The sequence below is a fragment of the Bradyrhizobium sp. WYCCWR 13022 genome, from assembly GCF_030435535.1.
GTDB lineage: Bacteria > Pseudomonadota > Alphaproteobacteria > Rhizobiales > Xanthobacteraceae > Bradyrhizobium.
Window position 1 is genome coordinate 211219 of sequence record NZ_JAUIZJ010000048.1, and the last position, 15982, is coordinate 227200.

Here is a 15982-nt window from a genome sequence, read left to right on the forward strand (position 1 = left end):
GACCTCAGGCGACCTCGAACACGCCTTCGACCTCGACCGCCGCATCCGCGGGCAGCGAGGCGACGCCGACGGTGGTGCGGGCGTGGCGGCCCTTGTCACCGAAGGCGGCGACCATCAGGTCGGAGGCGCCGTTCAGCACCTTCGGCCCGTCCAGGAAGTCAGGCGCCGAGTTGATGAAGCCGCCGAGGCGCACCACGCGCGTGACCTTGTCGAGGTCGCCGATGGCCGCCTTGACCTGTGCGAGCAGGTTGACTGCACAGCCGCGTGCAGCCGCCGCGCCGTCCTCGAGCGAGACGCCGGCGCCAAGCTTGCCCTTGGCGATCAGCTTGCCGGCGGGATCGAAGCAGACCTGGCCGGAGATGAACAGAAGATTGCCGGTGCGCACGAACGGCACGTAGTTGGCCACGGGGGTGGGGGCCTCGTGCAGCTTGATGCCCTGTTCCGCCAGTTTCTGCTCGACCGTGCCCGCCATGTTCGACCTCGTTGTCCAAAATCAGTTCAAGAATTCATCTGCCCTGGCGCGTCCTGGGGACGCCGGGCGGCGCCCTGTTTCGCCCATCGTGCGGCCACATGCAAGCAACCGGCGGGGACTTCGATCTGTTGGGGTGGGGCGGGCGGTTCACGGCGAGGGCCGCAACTTTACGTGAAACGGCCTCAGTTGCGGCGCAATAGAACGGTCATTAAAATGTCGAATCTGCGCTCTCCCTAGGACGCATCCTCAAGGAACAGACATGGTGCACCTTTTCCGGACTTCGCTCGGTGTGATGGCGCTCGCGGCGGCGGCTTTTGCCCCCGGCTGCGGGGCGCAGGCGGCCAGCGGTCCGTTCCTCGCGCACCAGGCGCTGTACGACCTGAGCCTGGTCAAATCGCGCTCCAACTCGATCAACAGCGCGCGCGGCCGCATCCTCTACAATTTCACCGGAAGCTCCTGCGAGGGCTACACCTCCGAATTCCGCCAGGTCTCCGAGCTCGACAGCGGCGAGGGCAAGATCACGCTGAGTGATCTCCGCTCCAATTCCTGGGAGGATGCCGCGGCGAAAAGCTACCGCTTCAAGATCGAGACGCGGATGAACGATACCCAAAGTGGCCTCGTCGACGGTTCGGCGGAGCGCGACGGCGACCACATCAACGTCAAGCTGAAATTGCCGGCGCCGAAGAAATTCACCCTCGACGGCAAGATCGTGTTTCCGACCGAGCAGATCCGGCGCATCATTGCCGCCGCCAAGGACGGCAAATCGCTGCTGGAGCTGTCCGTCTATGACGGCTCCGACGATGGCCAGAAGGTCTACAACACGCTGACCGTGATCGGTCAGCCGATCCCCGCCGACCGCACCGCATCGCCCGATCCGTCGACGTCGGACGAGCACATGAAATCGCTGACGCGCTGGCCGGTGACCGTCAGCTATTTCGACCGCGACGTCCAGCAGAAGGAAGGCGAGCAGACCCCTGTTTACGCGATGTCGTTCGAGCTCTACGAGAACGGCGTCTCCCGCCAGCTCGTGCTCGATTACAACGATTTTGTGATCTCCGGCGTGATGGGCAAGTTCGACGTCAAGGACAGCAAGCCCTGCAATTGAGCGTCGAGGCTGGTCCTCGGCACCGTCTTTCGCTACGCTCGCTCCCAATCACAAGCGTCGGGAGCCAGCCCATGCCCAAGCTCGATCATCTCCGCCCCAGCGGCCTGCATCACAATCCCGCTTATTCCCACGTCGTCACCGCCTCCGGAGCGCGAACGATCTACATCTCCGGCCAGGTGTCGGTGGATGAAGAGGGGCGGATCGTCGGCGAGGGCGATATCGCCGCGCAGACCACGCAGGTGATGCAGAATCTCGGCCACGCCCTGAAGGCGGCCGGCGCCACCTACGCCAACATCGTCAAGATCACGACCTTCGTCGTCGGCTACAAGCCGGAGCTGCGCCCGATCATCGGCAAGGCCCGCTCGGTCTTCTTCGAAGGCATGGAGCCGCCGGCCTCGACCCTCGTCGGCGTCTCCGCGCTCGCCGCGCCGGAATGGCTGATCGAGATCGAGGCCATCGCGGTCGCGGATTGAGGTGGCCTCGCCACGAAACATCGAAAACAACCCCATGCACAGTAGAGGCGCGTTCGAAGGGTAGACGTCAATTTCGTATTTCACGAATTTCGTTTGACGCGTCGGGCAAAACAGTGGCACTATGCCAAGCTGGCGTTTTTCGAAGGGGGCTAGGGCGATATCCCCACCAGCAACGCCATCGCTTCGTCAGCCCGGTCTACGGGCACGAAGAGGTGGTCATGATGGAAGGCTGACACGGCGTTGACGCTGATGCCGGCTGCAGCGAGACGCGCGGTAATCGCCGCCAGGAATCCCACGGCGTCGAGTGCGGAGTGGACCTTCAGCGTGATCAGGCGCGAGGCGAATGCGTGGTTGAGTCCTGCCGCCTCAGCCTCTTCACGCGGAACGACCAGCGTCGTTCCTTCCTGCTCGCGGAACGTCAGCAGCGGTTTGAGCGCTGCCGGAATGCGCGCATCCGTCGCGATCGTGCAGAACACGAAGATGCTCGGTTGCATCTCGGCCTTCACGTTCTTCAGCAGCGCGGTGAGATCGCGTTCGGCTGGCATGGTCGTTACCTCTCGCGAAATTCCTCACTCCTGCGCCTTCTCAGGTCCCTCATACGCGATGCCGCGGATCACGGCGGCATTGCCGAATTTCTTGCGCAGACTGTCCACGGCACGCTCCGCATGCGCTGCGCGGCGGTCGAGCATGTCGGTGTCGTCGGCGGGGGAGCCTTCGCGTAATGCGCTCACGCCGGCGCCCATCAGGCGGAAGGCAGTGCCGTCGATTTCTTTCGCCAGCATCTCGCGGCAGATCGAGAAGATCTTCGCGGCAAGCTGCGTCGGCGCCGCGATCGACTGCGACCGCGTGCGCTGGCGGAAATCGGCGGTCTTCAGTTTCAGCGTGACGGTCGAGCCGGCCAGCTCGCCGCTCTTGAGCCGAGTCGATGTCTTCTCGCACAGCCGCCACAGGATTTTCTCCAGTGACGCGAAATCGCGGATGTCGGTCTCGAACGTGGTCTCGCTCGAAATCGTCTTGGCGCCGCGGTCGGCCTCGACGCGGCGATCGTCGATGCCGCGCGCAAGGCGCCACAGCCTGCGACCGTCGCTCGGAAACTGCCGCATCATCTCGATCTCGTCGGCCTTTTGCAGGTCGGCGATGATGCGGAAGCCGCGTTGCATCAGGCGCTCCTGCGTGGCCGGTCCAACACCGAAGATGAAGCCGACCGGCTTCGAAGCCAGCATCGTCAGCGCTTCCTCCTGGTCGAGTGCTGCGAAGCCGCGGGGCTTGTCGAGATCGGAGGCGATCTTTGCAAGGAACTTGTTGCAGGAGAGGCCGACTGAGACAGAGATGCCGATCTCGCGCTCGACGTCGCGGGCAAAGCGCGCCAGCACTTTTGCCGGGATCATGCCATGCACCCGCTCGGTGCCGGAGAGATCAAGGAAGGCTTCGTCGATCGAGAGCGGTTCGACCAGCGGCGTCAGCGCCTGCATGGCCTGTCGCACCTCGCGGCCGACGCGCACATACTTCGCCATGTCGGGCCGGATCACGGTCGCATGCGGGCAGGCCTCCAGCGCCTTGAACATCGGCATCGCCGAGCGCACGCCATAGGTGCGCGCGATGTAGCAGGCCGCCGACACCACGCCCCGTTTGCCCCCGCCGATGATGACGGGCTTGTCGGCGATGTCAGGATTGTCGCGCTTCTCGACCGTCGCATAGAAGGCGTCGCAGTCGATATGGGCGATGGTGAGCCCGGCGAGCGCGTGGTGGCGGACGAGGCGAGGGGAGCCGCAGGCGGAACAGCGTCGCCCGCCCGGGTTCTTTGCGCCGACATCCAGATCGGCCAGACAATCCCGGCAGAAGCAGCGGGGACCGGCCGCCTCCGGGGTGCTCACGGCACGTCGCGCTCCCAGGTCCGGTCGCCGAGCGCATCGCCCAGCACCTGCCGCGCTGCGGCAACGTTGGTCGGGTGCAACTCCGTGGCCTTGGCAAACGCCTTCACGGTGTCGTCATCGCGCAGCACGAAATCGAGCACGCTGAGCAGGAAATTCGGGTCCGAGGCGGCGTTCCGGAGCGTCTCGGGGCCGACCCCTGTCTCAGCCAGGAACAGGCCCAACCTTTCAGGGTCGCCGGCAACGAAGGACAGCGCCTGAATCGCAACGATTTCAGCGACTTCGCGAGGGTTGTGAACAGGCTTTTTCAACGGCCCGGTTTGCCTTTCCGTTAACTTTCGGTGTCTACTTTGGACTATGCCCGAGTCTCGAGACTGAGTCTTGGGCTTGAGTCTTGCTGGCCCGGACAAGCAACTGGAAACCACATCGCTGAAAGTGGCCCCTCGGGTTTAACGAAACTAGAGCGAATCTGAGGCTAGTTTGAATCCAGTTTTCGAAGCGCCGGAGAGCGGCGTCTGAGGCGCTATGGCTAAGACCGTCCTGATCGTGGAAGACAACGAGCTCAACATGAAGCTCTTCCGCGACCTGTTGGAGGCGCACGGCTACCAGACCTCGGGCACCAGCAACGGCTACGAGGCGCTCGACCTCGTGCGCAAGATGCGGCCTGACCTCGTGCTGATGGATATCCAGTTGCCGCAGGTCTCGGGGCTCGAGGTGACTCGCTGGATCAAGGACGATCCGGAGCTGCGCGCCATTCCCGTCGTCGCGGTCACGGCGTTCGCCATGAAGGGCGATGAAGAGCGCATCCGCGAGGGCGGCTGCGAAGCCTATTTGTCCAAGCCGATCTCGGTCGGCAAATTCATAGAGACGGTCCGGCGTTTCATCGGATAGGAAGTGAGTTCACAGTGTCCGCGCGTATCCTTGTGGTCGACGACGTTCCTGCCAACGTCAAGCTGCTGGAGGCCCGTCTCTCGGCCGAGTATTTCGACGTGATGACCGCCTCGAACGGCACCGAGGCGCTGGCGCTGGCCCGCCGTGCCGAATGCGACATCATCCTGCTCGACGTGATGATGCCCGACATGGACGGCTTCGAAGTCTGCCGCCGTATCAAGACCGACCCGGCCACGCACCACATTCCCGTCGTGATGGTCACTGCGCTCGACAGCCCCGCCGACCGCAATCGCGGCCTCGAAGCCGGCGCCGACGATTTTCTGACGAAACCCGTCTCCGACATCGTGCTGATCGCGCGCGTGCGCTCGCTGACGCGGCTGAAGATGATGACCGACGAGCTGCGCATGCGCGCCATCACCTCGCTCGAGATCGGCATGCAGGCGCCCGAGCGCAGCGCGGTCGCCGACACCGGCAGAGGCGGCCGCATCCTGCTGGTCGACGACCGCGAGTCCTCCTATGAGCGGCTGGCCACGATCCTCGCCGCCGAGCACACCGTCGACGTCGAGCCCAACCCGACCGAAGCGCTGTTCCATGCGGCCGAGGGCAACTACGATCTGCTGATCGTCTCGCTCGACCTGAACAATTTCGATGGCCTCAGGCTTTGCAGCCAGGCGCGCTCGCTGGAGCGCACCCGCCACGTGCCGATCCTCGCGATCGCCGAAGCGGAGAACTCCACGCGGCTGCTGCGCGGTCTCGAGATCGGCGTCAACGACTATCTGCTGCGCCCGATCGACAAGACCGAGCTGCTGGCGCGCGCCCGCACGCAGATCCGGCGCCGCCGCTACACCGATCATCTGCGCGACAACGTGCAGAACTCGATCGAGATGGCGATCACCGACGCGCTCACCGGCCTGCACAATCGCCGCTACATGGAGAGCCATCTGGCGACGCTGGCCGAGCAGGCCTCCACGCGCGGCAAGCCGCTGGCGCTGATGATCCTGGACATCGACTATTTCAAGTCGATCAACGACAATTACGGCCACGACGCCGGCGACGACGTGCTGCGCGAATTCGCGGTGCGCGTGCGCAAGTCGATCCGCGGCATCGATCTCGCCTGCCGCTACGGCGGCGAGGAGTTCGTCATCGTGATGCCGGAGACGGATCTCCATGTCGCCGGCATGGTTGCCGAGCGCCTGCGCCGCTCGATCGCGGGCGAGCCGTTCGCCGTCCACAAGGGCACCAAGCGCATCGAGGTCACGATCTCGATCGGGCTGACGACGCTGGAGCAGAAGGGCGAGGCGGTCGCCGACGTGCTCAAGCGCGCCGACACCGCGCTCTACCGCGCCAAGCACGATGGCCGCAATCGCGTGGTGTCGCAGGCGGCGTGAGCCTGCTCGCGCAACTGGCTCCAACGTGGGGCTTGGGGCCATAACCGTTCCCTAAACTCCGCTGTCATTCCCCGCGAAAGCGGGGAATCCAGTACGCCGCGGCGTCTCGGCTCGAACCTCACCGTCTCTGGGATACTGGATCACCCGCTTTCGCGGGTGATGACACCGAGAAGTGCGGCGACAGTCATGATTGCGGCGCGCGCTTGCCCTTCATAAGCACAGGCTTCGCCGCGTCACCCTCCACATCCACCCCCGCATTCCGCAGCAGCACCATCGCGGCTTCCTTGGCCGCGCGCGCCATGGCGGGATCGTCGCGTACCAAATCCTGAGCGATCGAACCATCGACAAGCAGCACCAGCTGCGTTGCGAGCGCATCGGCATCCGCAACACCCAGCTCGTTGAGCCGCTCGCGAAACCAGAGGCGGCGGCTTTCCTTGAAGGCGACGGCGATCTTCTTCACGGTGCGGTCGGAGGGGCCGAGTTCGGCGACCGCATTCACGAACGGGCAGCCGCGAAAATCCTTTGCCGCAAAGCGCCGCTCCAGCGAATCGAAGGTGCCGAGAATCTGCTCGGCCGGCGGCTTGTCCGAGGGGCGCGCGTGGACGAAGCGGCGTTCCAGATAAGCCGCGATCAGCGCGTCCTTGGATGGGAAGTGGTTGTAGAGCGTGCGCTTGGAGATGCCGATCTCGGCCGCGATGGTGTCGACGCCGACGGCGCGAATGCCTTGCAGATAGAACAGCTTGTCGGCGGTCCCGAGGATCCGTTCCTTCATGTCGGATTTTTCGGCGGACGGCATAACACAGACCTGTGTAACAAGCGCCTTGACAGCGCCCGCTACCTATAGACTAATTACACAGGTCTGTGTAACCAAAATCGACTGATCTTGCGGATGCCGGCGCGCGCCCCGCGCCCAAGAGGGAGACAACAATGCCCCTGTTTCAGATCCTGCGCCCGACATTGCCGATCCTGATCGGCGCCTCGATCATGCTGACGCTGAGCATGGGGCTGCGGCAGTCGCTCGGCATCTTCATGCAGCCGCTGACGCACGACATCCACCTCTCGGTGTCGGATTTCACGCTGGCGCTCGCCGTGCAGAATCTCGCCTGGGGCTTTCTGCAGCCGCTCGCCGGCGCGATGACGGTGCGCTTCGGCTTCCGTCCCATCATGGTCGCAGGCGCGCTGATGTACATCGCGGGCCTTGCCTTGATGACGACCGCGAACGGTCTCGTCGGCATCATGATCGGCGCCGGCGTGCTGATCGGTACCTCGCTCGCCTGCACGGCGAACGCGATCGCGATGTCGGTGGCCGCGCGCGCAGTGCCGGCGACGGTGCGCTCGACCGTGCTCGGCCTCGTCTCCGGGGCAGGTTCGCTCGGCGCGCTGCTGTCGGCGCCGATCGGGCAGGTGCTCAACGAGGGTTTTGGCTGGCGCATCGGCCTTGCCGGCTTCGTCATCATGTCGGCGCTGATGATCCCGGCCGCCTTGTATGCCGGCCGCGTCGACAAGGTGCCGCTGCCGAAGCCCGCCGCCGACGAGATCGGCGATGCCACGCCCGCGTCCGTCGCCAGGTCGGCGTTCGGCAATGCCTCCTTCGTGGTGATGACCTGCGCCTATCTCGTTTGCGGCATGCAGCTCGTGTTCCTCACCACGCATCTGCCGTCGTACCTGGCGATCTGCGGCCTCGACCCGATGCTCAGCGCGCAGACGCTCGGCATGATCGGCGGCTTCAATGTGCTCGGCTCGCTGTTCTTCGGCTGGGCCGGCCAGCGCTGGAACAAGCTCGCGCTGCTCGGCGGCATCTATGTGCTGCGCTCGCTGGCGCTCGCCTGGTACTTCATGCTGCCGGCAACGCCGTTCTCGACGCTATTGTTCGGCGCCATCATGGGCTTCCTCTGGATGGGCGTCGGCCCGCTGGTCGCAGGCGCCGTCGCCGAGATGTTCGGCCTGCGCTGGCAGGCGATGATCCAGGGTCTCGCCTTCATGAGCCACCAGATCGGCAGCTTCCTCGGCGCCTACGGGGGAGGGCTGATCTACGACGCGCTCGGTTCCTACACCATGGCCTGGCGCATCGGCGTCGCGCTCGGCCTTGCCGGCGGCATCGTCCAGGTCGCGTTCGCACTGATCAGGCCTTCGCAACCGCCGGCGCCGGTGTTGCGGACGGCGTAGGCGGGCCGATCGCGACGACCAGATGCAGCCATTTGTCTCGTAACCCTCGCGGGTTATGATAGCCCAAGCTCCGGGTGGGCTCATGCAATGACTGTAAGGTCTGTCGACAATTGGCTACCTGCCGCCGCGCGAGCAGCCGCGGTCGACCGCAGGCTGATGGCAGGCGAGGCGCTGTTTCGATGCGGCGACAGGACCGAGGGACTTCTGGAAGTCCTGGCGGGACGCGTTCGGCTCACGCGGACCGATCGCTCCGGCCGCGAAGTCGTGTTGCACGTGGCTGATCCAGGGGAGACCTTGGCCGAGGCATCATTGTTTTCAAGACAGTATCATTGCGATGCAATCGCAAGCACTGACGCAATTGTGCGGCTGTATCCGAAGCGCGAAGTGTTGGCCGCGTTCGAAGCAAATCCGAAGGCCAGTCAGGCGTTCTCGGCGACCTTGGCCCATCAGGTGATGAACCTGCGCACCCGCATCGAGCAGCGCAATATCCGTTCGGCAGCGGACCGCGTCCGGCACTTTCTCGTGCTCAACGCCGGCGCAGACGGTCGTACGGTCGAGTTGCCCGGCACCTTGAAGGACCTTGCCGGTGAACTTGGTCTAACCCACGAGGCCCTCTATCGGACGCTGGCGAAGCTCGAGCATTCAGGCGAAATCAAGCGTAGGGGGTCGAAGATCACTATCGCTTCAAGCATATGATTGAGATCATATGCTTGTAGGGGCGTGGCTGTTAAAAAGCAAAAAGGGGCGCACGCAGTCGAAGAGGTCCTCATGACGAAATTTCCCTGGAAAGCGGCCATCACCGTATCGGCGATCCTTGCTGCCACCGCGTACGCCTTTGCCCAGATGCCGCCGGACGGCGCGATGGGCATGCATGGCCACATGCAGCAGGGTGGAACGATGGACCAGATGCATCAGCAGATGATGCAGCGCGGCGGCGCCGGCAACCATAGCATGATGCACGGCGCGCAAGCTGGCCCAACAAGTATTCCGACCAGCTCGGGGCAAGATGCTTTCGGTGCGATCCAGGAGATCGTTCAAATGCTGCAAGCTGATCCGAAGACGGATTGGTCGAAGGTCAACATCGAGATGTTGAGGCAGCACCTCATCGATATGAACGAGGTGACCCTACATGCCATCGCTACCCAGCGCGACGTGAACAACGGTATTGAAATCAAGGTAACCGGCGAAGGCCGTGTGCTGCCGGCGATCAAGCGGATGGTTCCTGCGCACGTGACCGAGTTGCGCGAGATGGGCTGGAATGCAAAGAGCGACGATTTGCCGGATGGCGTCACTCTCACTGTGACAGCGAGCGAAGCGCAGCCCCTGATCAAGCTGAAGGCGCTCGGCTTCATGGGAATCATGGTGCAGGGCAGCCACCATCAGCTGCATCACCTGATGATGGCAGAAGGCCAGTTCGTTCATTGAAGGCGCGTTTTCAACATTGAACCTGTGCGGGATATCGGCCCACAGGTCCGTGGGTCGCCAGCGCGTGAGGACCGTTTCGTATCTGCGGTCCTGGTGGCTTGACCATCCCCGAGCCGCTCAGGTCCGATGTTGCGGACGGCGTCGGCGAACTGTGATGTACATCACGAAACTTGCGCGACTTCTTGCGCATTGTGATCGCCAGACTCAATGTTAGGGTCGGTTTTTATTGGCGATTTGGAATTTTGGGGATGCGCTTCCTGGTTGGCCTTTTCGTGTCGGTCTGGCTCGTTCTGCCGACGACACCAGCGTTGGCGGACAAGCGCGTCGCGCTCGTCATCGGCAATTCGACCTACCGCAACGTCGCCAAGCTCGGTAATCCCGTCAATGACGCGGCCGCCGTTGCGGCGATGTTCAAGGCGGCAGGGTTCGATTCCGTTGAGTCCAAGCTCAACGTGACCGTCAGCGAAATGCGCAAGTCGTTGCGTGATTTCGGCAATGCCAGCCGCGATGCGGACGTCGCCGTCGTCTATTATGCCGGTCACGGCATCGAGCTGGACGGCACCAATTATCTCATCCCGATCGACGCCACGCTCGAGACGGACACCGACGTCCTGGACGAGACGCTGTCGCTCGACCGCGTGCTGGTCGCGGTCGAAGCGGCCAGGCAATTGCGGCTGATCATCCTCGACGCCTGCCGCGACAATCCCTTTGCGAAGAACATGAAGCGGACGATGGCCTCGCGCGCGGTCGGCCGGGGTCTCGCCAAGGTCGAACCGACGAGCCCGAATACCGTGATCGCGTTCGCCGCCAAGGCCGGATCGACGGCATCCGACGGCACCGGCAAGAACAGCCCCTTTGCAACGGCGCTGGTGGAGCACCTCGCCAAACCGGGCCTCGATCTGCAAAGAGCATTCCGCTATGTCCGCGACGACGTTCTGAAGGCGACCAACAACACGCAGGAACCGTACACGTACACGTCGCTTGGCGGTGATGACGTTCCCCTTGTCGCCGCCGCTCCGGCAAAGCCTGTGGTTGCCGCGCCTGCCGCAGCGGCCCCGATTGACCAGAGCGCGACCATGCGGCGTGACTATGAGTTCGCCTTGCAGGTCGGCACAAAACCGGCGTGGGACGCTTTCATCGAACAATACCCGACCGGATTCTTCACTTCGCTTGCGAAGGCTCAGCGCGACAAGCTCGCGGCGGAAGCGGCGCAGATCGAAGCCACCAACAAGGCCAACGCCGCGCGCGAAGAGCAGGCCCGGCTCGCTGCGGAGGGCGCCAAAGCCTCGGAGCAGGCCAAGGCCGCCGAGCAGGCCAAAGCCGCCGAACGGGCACGGATCGCAGCGGAAGCGGCCAAGAAGGCCGAGGACGCCAAGCTCGCCGAAGCCGAACGTGTCAAGGCTGCCGAAGCCGCCAAGGCGCAGGCCCAGGAGGCTGAACGCGTCAGGGCGCTTGAAGCGGCCAATGTCACGCGAGAGGCGAAGCTGGTTGCCGATCAAAAGGCCAGAGACGAGCAACTGGCGATCGAGCAAAAGGTCAGGGAGGACAAGCTCGTCGCGCTGACCCCGCCTGCCGACAAACCGGATCTTGCGGCTGAGGCTGATCTTCCGCGCGCGCTTCAGGCAGAACTTCGCCGCGTCGGCTGCAACACCGGTGCAGTCGACGGCAACTGGAATGCAGCCGCGCAGCGGTCGCTCGATCTCTTCAACAAGCACGCCGGGATGAAACTCGACGTCAAGACGGCCAGCGCCGATGCGCTCGATGCCGTCAAGATGAAGCCGGGTCGGGTCTGTCCGTTGGTTTGCGATCACGGGTTCAGGGCCGATGGCGACCGCTGTACGAAGATTACATGCCGGGCTGGATACGAAGTCGGCGACGACAACACTTGCGAAAAAATCGAAGTGAAGAAACCGGTGGCCAAGCGCGACGATCGGAAGCGCGAATCGTCAGAACGGGCCAAGACGGAGGCGTCGCCTGCCAAGCCGCAGGCTTCGGGCCAGATGTATTGCGGGGCGGCCGGATGCCGCCCGGTGGCCAAAGGGTGCCGACTGGATACTGCAGCTCGCAACGGCAATATCGTGACGTCGCCTCGCGAGATCTGCGATTGAGCGGCCGCGAATGCTTTGCGCGAAACTACGGCACGACATTGCCGGTTGGCTCCAAGCCAGCGGCTACGGTCAAATCGTCCTTCATGGCCTCCGCAGTCGCACCTATCGCCGACGCGGGTTGCGGTCCGGATGAGGCGGCAGCTGCGGCACGTAAGGGTTTTGCAGGCACATGGCGGAAAGGCCCGCAGCGCTTGCTCGACACTCATCCCATGAACGATAGTCGCACGAAATCCAGGTGACGCCGCCCCATTCCCACCTCTGAAGGCACACCGGATAGTTTCCGCCGAAGCGCTGAGCTGCCGCCGGAGTGGGCGCGGACATGGTGATCCACAGGATGAGGAGACAGGGAAGCGCGCGCATCATGATCAGTGTGTCCTTCGCGGCGCCGGCTGCTTGAACCTGACGCGCGGATTTATGTCGCAATAGGTGTTCCATCGCCCGGACGCCGAGGCCAGGCACTGTTCTCGTGTCGAATACATGCACTCGCCGGGAGCGCCGAGCCCTCCGCCAAAGACGCACCAGGGATAGTCGCGCTCGGCGTGCGCTGCGGGAGCAAACCCGATGAGTGTAAGGACGAGCAGTAGGGCGAAGCGCATGCGATCCTCCGTCATGTCAGCCGACGGCGCCGGACAAGCTGGGGTCTGGCAGGATAACCCGTCGCTGATTGTCGCTCAAGAATTGTTCCCCTAGAGGCAAACGCGGCGGCTGCCAGAGCGCAGCCGGCGAGGTCTTTCCGAATTGCTTGGCCGCGGTGGGCCGGCGCTCTCTGCGATTCATGAATGGTGGACGATGATGCGAATTAGCCTCGCAACAAAAGGCGGTGAGGCTGCTTCGTCCAGCCGCGCCAGGATTTCACGAGGCTGACGGCCCGTTGAGCGTCCGGGACTGGGGGCCGAACGAAAACGGGGCCCGAAAGGGCCCCGCAAAAGTCTTCAGCTTGTCCGCGATCTCACTTGATCTTGGCTTCCTTGAATTCGACGTGCTTGCGCGCGACCGGGTCGTACTTCTTCTTGACCAGCTTGTCGGTCATGGTGCGCGAATTCTTCTTGGCGACGTAGTAGAAGCCGGTGTCGGCCGAGGACACGAGCTTGACCTTGATGGTGACCGCTTTGGCCATGTTCTGAACCTCAGAATATTGGGGAATCTGGAGCCGGCCAAATGGCCCGCGTTGGCCGGCAACCTAGCCAGAAACCGCCTGATGTCAAGGTTTTACACCCCGAAAACCACTCAAATCGGGCCCTTTACGCCTCGAAGAAGCGGTTTTTCGGCCGGGGAAGGCCCAGATTCTCCCTCAAAGTGGCTCCTTCATACTCTTTCCGGAAAATCCCGCGCCGCTGCAGCTCCGGCACGACCTTGTCGACGAAATCGTCGAGGCCCGCAGGGACGAACGGGAACATGATGTTGAAGCCGTCGGAGCCGCGCCCGACCAGCCATTCCTCCATCTGGTCGGCGATGGTCTTCGCGGTGCCGACGAAGGACAGCCCGCCATAGCCGCCGACGCGTTGGGCCAACTGGCGCACGGTGAGCTTGTCGCGCCTCGCGAGATCGACCATGCGCTGGCGGCCGCTCTTGCTGGCATTGGTCTCGGGGATGTCAGGCAGTTGCCCATCGGGATCGAAGCCGGAAGCGTCGGTGCCGAGCACGACAGAGAGCGAGGCGATGGCGCTCTCATAGTGCACGCGGCTGTCGAGCAGCGCGCGCTTCTCCTTGGCTTCATCGACGCTGTCGCCGACCGCGACGAAGGCGCCGGGCAGGATCTTGAGGTGTTCAGGGTCGCGGCCGATCTTCTCCATCCGGCCCTTGATGTCGGCATAGAGTTTCTGTCCGTCGGCGAGGCTGCCGCCGCCGGTGAAGACGGCCTCTGCCGTCTCGGCCGCGAGCTGCTTGCCGTCCTCCGATGCGCCGGCCTGCACGATCACGGGCCAGCCCTGCACGGGGCGGGCGATGTTGAGGGGGCCGCGCACCTTCATATACTTGCCGACGTGGTCGAGCACATGCATCTTCGACGGCTCGAAGAAAAGCCCGCTCTCGACGTCGCGCACGAAGGCGTCGTCGGCGAAGGAATCCCACAGGCCCGTGACGACGTCGTAGAACTCGCGGGCGCGCTTGTAGCGCTCGGCGTGCTCCATGTGATCGTCGAGGCCGAAGTTCAGCGCCGCGTCGGGATTCGAGGTGGTGACGATGTTCCAGCCGGCGCGACCGCCGCTGAGATGGTCGAGCGAGGCGAAACGGCGGGCGACGTGGTAGGGCTCGTCGAAGGTGGTCGATCCCGTCGCGATCAGGCCGATCCGCTCGGTGACGGCTGACAGCGCCGACAGGAGCGTGAACGGCTCGAACGAGGTCACGGTGTGGCTGCGCTTGAGCGCGTTGACCGGCATGTTCAGCACGGCGAGGTGATCGGCCATGAAGAAGGCATCGAACTTGCCGGCCTCGAGCTTCCGGATCAGCTGCTTGATGTGGCCGAAGTTGAAGTTGGCGTCGGGCCAGGCCCCGGGATAGCGCCAGGCGCCGGTGTGGATGCTGATCGGGCGCATGAACGCGCCAAGCTTGAGTTGCCGTTGTGCCATCGCGCCCAAAATCCCGTTCTGGTGTTCGTTGGGCAAAGACATAGGCAGCCTGCGGAACTCCGCCATTGGGGGAGGCGGGAAGAATTTTTTGTTTTTCGCGGGCACTTCAGCACAATCGCGTCATACCGGGTCGGCACGTTGTGGCGAGGCGGTCGAACCAACCTGGGGCTCGCGCCGACCAAGCCAGGACTTCGCTCCCGAGGAGACCTTTCATGACCAGCGCAATGACGGTAGACGGCGGCATCGTCCGGATCGACCGGCCGATGCCCTGGTTCGGCCGGCTGCTGTCGCTGCCGCTCTTGGCGGCGAGCGCCTTTCTGCTCTGGAATGTCGCGCTCGGCCTGCGCCAGGATTTTTCCGGCTTCGGCAGGCTCGCGGACGACCTCGTGCCGGTGCTGGTGTTCACGGGTCTCGGCCTGCTCATCGGCATTCCCGGATTGATCCTGCTGACGTTCCGCACCTTCGTCGTGCTCAACGAGACGCTGCGGCAGATCGTGATCACCAGGCAGTTCGGCCCGCTGAATATCAGCAGGTCCCGCGATCTCGCCGATTACCACTTCATCAGCATCACCGACGACTATGATCCCGCGCTGACGACCTACGACGTCAATCTCTGCGGCAACAAGGGCATCGAGCCGATCACGCTTGTGAGCTTCACCAAGCGCGCCGAGGCGGACGAACTCGCCAGCGAAATCGGCCGCGTCCTGAATCTGCCGGCGCGCGACTATGTCGGCACCGAGCCCGATGACGACGACGCGCGCTGATCAGCTCAAAATATCCTTCTGCATCTTGCCGCCGTAGAAATGGAAGAACGGCACCGGCGCATCGTGGCGCAAGGGGCCGGTGGCGAGGCGCGAGTCGAGCTCGTTGAGCACATTCCGCGTCATGGGATGCAGATCTGCGAGCGGCTTTGAGCCGAGTTCGACCCAGACCAGTTCGACCAGTTCCGCATCGGCATGGATGACGCCCTCGACATGATGGGTGATCGCCGATGCATCTGCCGTGAAGAAGCGCGTGTCGAAGCGCTTGACGCGGCCGGGCGGTGTGATCGCGCGCGCGATCAGGAACAGGCTGGAGGGATCGGGCAGCAGGCCCGCATCGGCGAACGGCTTCCAGGGGCCTTCGAGCCTCGCCTTGCCCTCGCTCTTGCGCCCGAGGCAGAGGCCGGTTTCCTCGCAGGCCTCGCGGATCGCGGCAATCGCAAGCGACTTGGCGCGCGAGGCCGGCGTCTTCGGGCTGCCCTTGGCGAGATTGGCTTCGAGTTCGGTGGTGACGGGAGCCGCGACCGGCACGCGATGATCGTCCTTGTCGACGCGGCCTCCTGGGAAGACGAACTTGCCGGGCATGAACACGACCTTGTCGTGGCGCTTGCCGACCAGCACCTTCGGGATACTGCCGCTGCGATCGACCAGGATCAGCGTCGCCGCATCCCGGGGCCGGAAATAGGGATGGTGGTCGGCTTCCTTTTCCTCGTGGACCTTGGCCTTCTCGGCCGTCTGCGCCGTATCGCTCATAT

The 15982-nt window shown here is 63.9% G+C and carries 19 protein-coding genes; 9 read left to right on the forward strand and 10 right to left on the reverse strand.

The window, feature by feature from the left end:
* Window positions 1-4: 4 nt before the first annotated feature.
* Complete coding sequence (locus QY049_RS37980; RefSeq protein ID WP_258766614.1) at window positions 5-472, reverse strand: RidA family protein; 468 nt, start codon at window positions 470-472, stop codon at window positions 5-7.
* 259 nt (window positions 473-731) lie between these two features.
* Between QY049_RS37980 and QY049_RS37985 the strand changes: the two genes are divergently transcribed.
* Both QY049_RS37985 and QY049_RS37990 read left to right on the forward strand, forming a co-directional pair.
* A complete protein-coding gene (locus QY049_RS37985) occupies window positions 732-1577 on the forward strand; it encodes a cell envelope integrity EipB family protein (protein WP_194482395.1) in 846 nt (281 codons plus the stop codon).
* Between the two features lie 71 nt (window positions 1578-1648).
* A complete protein-coding gene (locus QY049_RS37990; protein WP_194482396.1) occupies window positions 1649-2050 on the forward strand; it encodes a RidA family protein in 402 nt (133 codons plus the stop codon).
* Window positions 2051-2199: 149 nt separating this feature from the next.
* Here the strand turns inward: QY049_RS37990 and QY049_RS37995 are convergent, their stop codons facing one another.
* Genes QY049_RS37995 through QY049_RS38005 form a run of 3 tightly spaced genes read right to left on the reverse strand, consistent with a single transcriptional unit; the run spans window position 2200 to window position 4232 of the window.
* On the reverse strand, window positions 2200-2595 hold the full coding sequence (locus QY049_RS37995) for an ACT domain-containing protein (protein ID WP_301270638.1): 396 nt from the start codon (window positions 2593-2595) through the stop codon (window positions 2200-2202).
* Between the two features lie 24 nt (window positions 2596-2619).
* Window positions 2620-3924 carry a DNA polymerase IV gene (locus tag QY049_RS38000; RefSeq protein ID WP_194482398.1) on the reverse strand — a complete coding sequence of 435 codons (1305 nt, stop codon included), beginning with the start codon at window positions 3922-3924 and terminating at the stop codon, window positions 2620-2622.
* Window positions 3921-4232 carry a DUF3572 domain-containing protein gene (locus QY049_RS38005; protein ID WP_194482399.1) on the reverse strand — a complete coding sequence of 104 codons (312 nt, stop codon included), beginning with the start codon at window positions 4230-4232 and terminating at the stop codon, window positions 3921-3923. The genes QY049_RS38000 and QY049_RS38005 overlap by 4 nt, the downstream gene beginning before the upstream one ends.
* Window positions 4233-4446: 214 nt before the next feature.
* Between QY049_RS38005 and QY049_RS38010 the strand changes: the two genes are divergently transcribed.
* Both QY049_RS38010 and QY049_RS38015 read left to right on the forward strand, forming a co-directional pair.
* Entirely contained in the window at window positions 4447-4812 is a 366-nt protein-coding gene (locus QY049_RS38010) for a response regulator (protein ID WP_008566616.1), read from the forward strand.
* A gap of 14 nt (window positions 4813-4826) precedes the next feature.
* Complete coding sequence (locus QY049_RS38015; protein WP_301270639.1) at window positions 4827-6200, forward strand: PleD family two-component system response regulator; 1374 nt, start codon at window positions 4827-4829, stop codon at window positions 6198-6200.
* Window positions 6201-6384: 184 nt separating this feature from the next.
* Here the strand turns inward: QY049_RS38015 and QY049_RS38020 are convergent, their stop codons facing one another.
* Entirely contained in the window at window positions 6385-6972 is a 588-nt protein-coding gene (locus QY049_RS38020; RefSeq protein WP_301270640.1) for a TetR/AcrR family transcriptional regulator, read from the reverse strand.
* Between the two features lie 155 nt (window positions 6973-7127).
* Here QY049_RS38020 and QY049_RS38025 point away from each other — a divergent pair, with 155 nt between their 5' ends.
* The 4 genes from QY049_RS38025 (at window position 7128) to QY049_RS38040 (ending at window position 11899) form a co-directional block, all read left to right on the forward strand.
* Window positions 7128-8366: an MFS transporter gene (locus QY049_RS38025; protein WP_301270641.1), complete on the forward strand. Its 1239-nt coding sequence runs from the start codon at window positions 7128-7130 to the stop codon at window positions 8364-8366.
* Window positions 8367-8522: 156 nt separating this feature from the next.
* On the forward strand, window positions 8523-9062 hold the full coding sequence (locus tag QY049_RS38030) for a Crp/Fnr family transcriptional regulator (protein ID WP_194482403.1): 540 nt from the start codon (window positions 8523-8525) through the stop codon (window positions 9060-9062).
* A gap of 72 nt (window positions 9063-9134) precedes the next feature.
* Window positions 9135-9791 carry a hypothetical protein gene (locus QY049_RS38035; protein ID WP_301270642.1) on the forward strand — a complete coding sequence of 219 codons (657 nt, stop codon included), beginning with the start codon at window positions 9135-9137 and terminating at the stop codon, window positions 9789-9791.
* 248 nt (window positions 9792-10039) lie between these two features.
* Entirely contained in the window at window positions 10040-11899 is a 1860-nt protein-coding gene (locus QY049_RS38040) for a caspase family protein (protein ID WP_301270643.1), read from the forward strand.
* Window positions 11900-12001: 102 nt separating this feature from the next.
* On the opposite strand, the gene QY049_RS38045 is transcribed toward QY049_RS38040, so the two are convergent.
* The 4 genes from QY049_RS38045 to QY049_RS38060 form a co-directional block, all read right to left on the reverse strand.
* Window positions 12002-12334, reverse strand: a complete 333-nt coding sequence (locus QY049_RS38045; protein ID WP_367401211.1) for a DUF3551 domain-containing protein — start codon at window positions 12332-12334, stop codon at window positions 12002-12004.
* Window positions 12265-12510 (reverse strand): DUF3551 domain-containing protein, encoded by a 246-nt coding sequence (locus QY049_RS38050; protein ID WP_194482406.1) that lies wholly within the window; start codon window positions 12508-12510, stop codon window positions 12265-12267. Before QY049_RS38050 ends, QY049_RS38045 begins: the two co-directional genes overlap by 70 nt.
* 338 nt (window positions 12511-12848) lie before the next feature.
* On the reverse strand, window positions 12849-13016 hold the full coding sequence (gene rpmG / locus QY049_RS38055) for a 50S ribosomal protein L33 (protein ID WP_057756569.1): 168 nt from the start codon (window positions 13014-13016) through the stop codon (window positions 12849-12851).
* 124 nt (window positions 13017-13140) lie between these two features.
* Window positions 13141-14466, reverse strand: coding sequence for an LLM class flavin-dependent oxidoreductase (locus QY049_RS38060; RefSeq protein ID WP_301270644.1), 1326 nt, complete (start codon window positions 14464-14466; stop codon window positions 13141-13143).
* Between the two features lie 212 nt (window positions 14467-14678).
* On the opposite strand from QY049_RS38060, the gene QY049_RS38065 reads away from it, so the two are divergent.
* Entirely contained in the window at window positions 14679-15230 is a 552-nt protein-coding gene (locus QY049_RS38065; RefSeq protein WP_301270645.1) for a hypothetical protein, read from the forward strand.
* Here QY049_RS38065 and QY049_RS38070 read toward each other — a convergent pair whose 3' ends face one another.
* On the reverse strand, window positions 15231-15980 hold the full coding sequence (locus QY049_RS38070) for an NUDIX domain-containing protein (protein WP_301270646.1): 750 nt from the start codon (window positions 15978-15980) through the stop codon (window positions 15231-15233).
* Window positions 15981-15982: the final 2 nt, after the last annotated feature.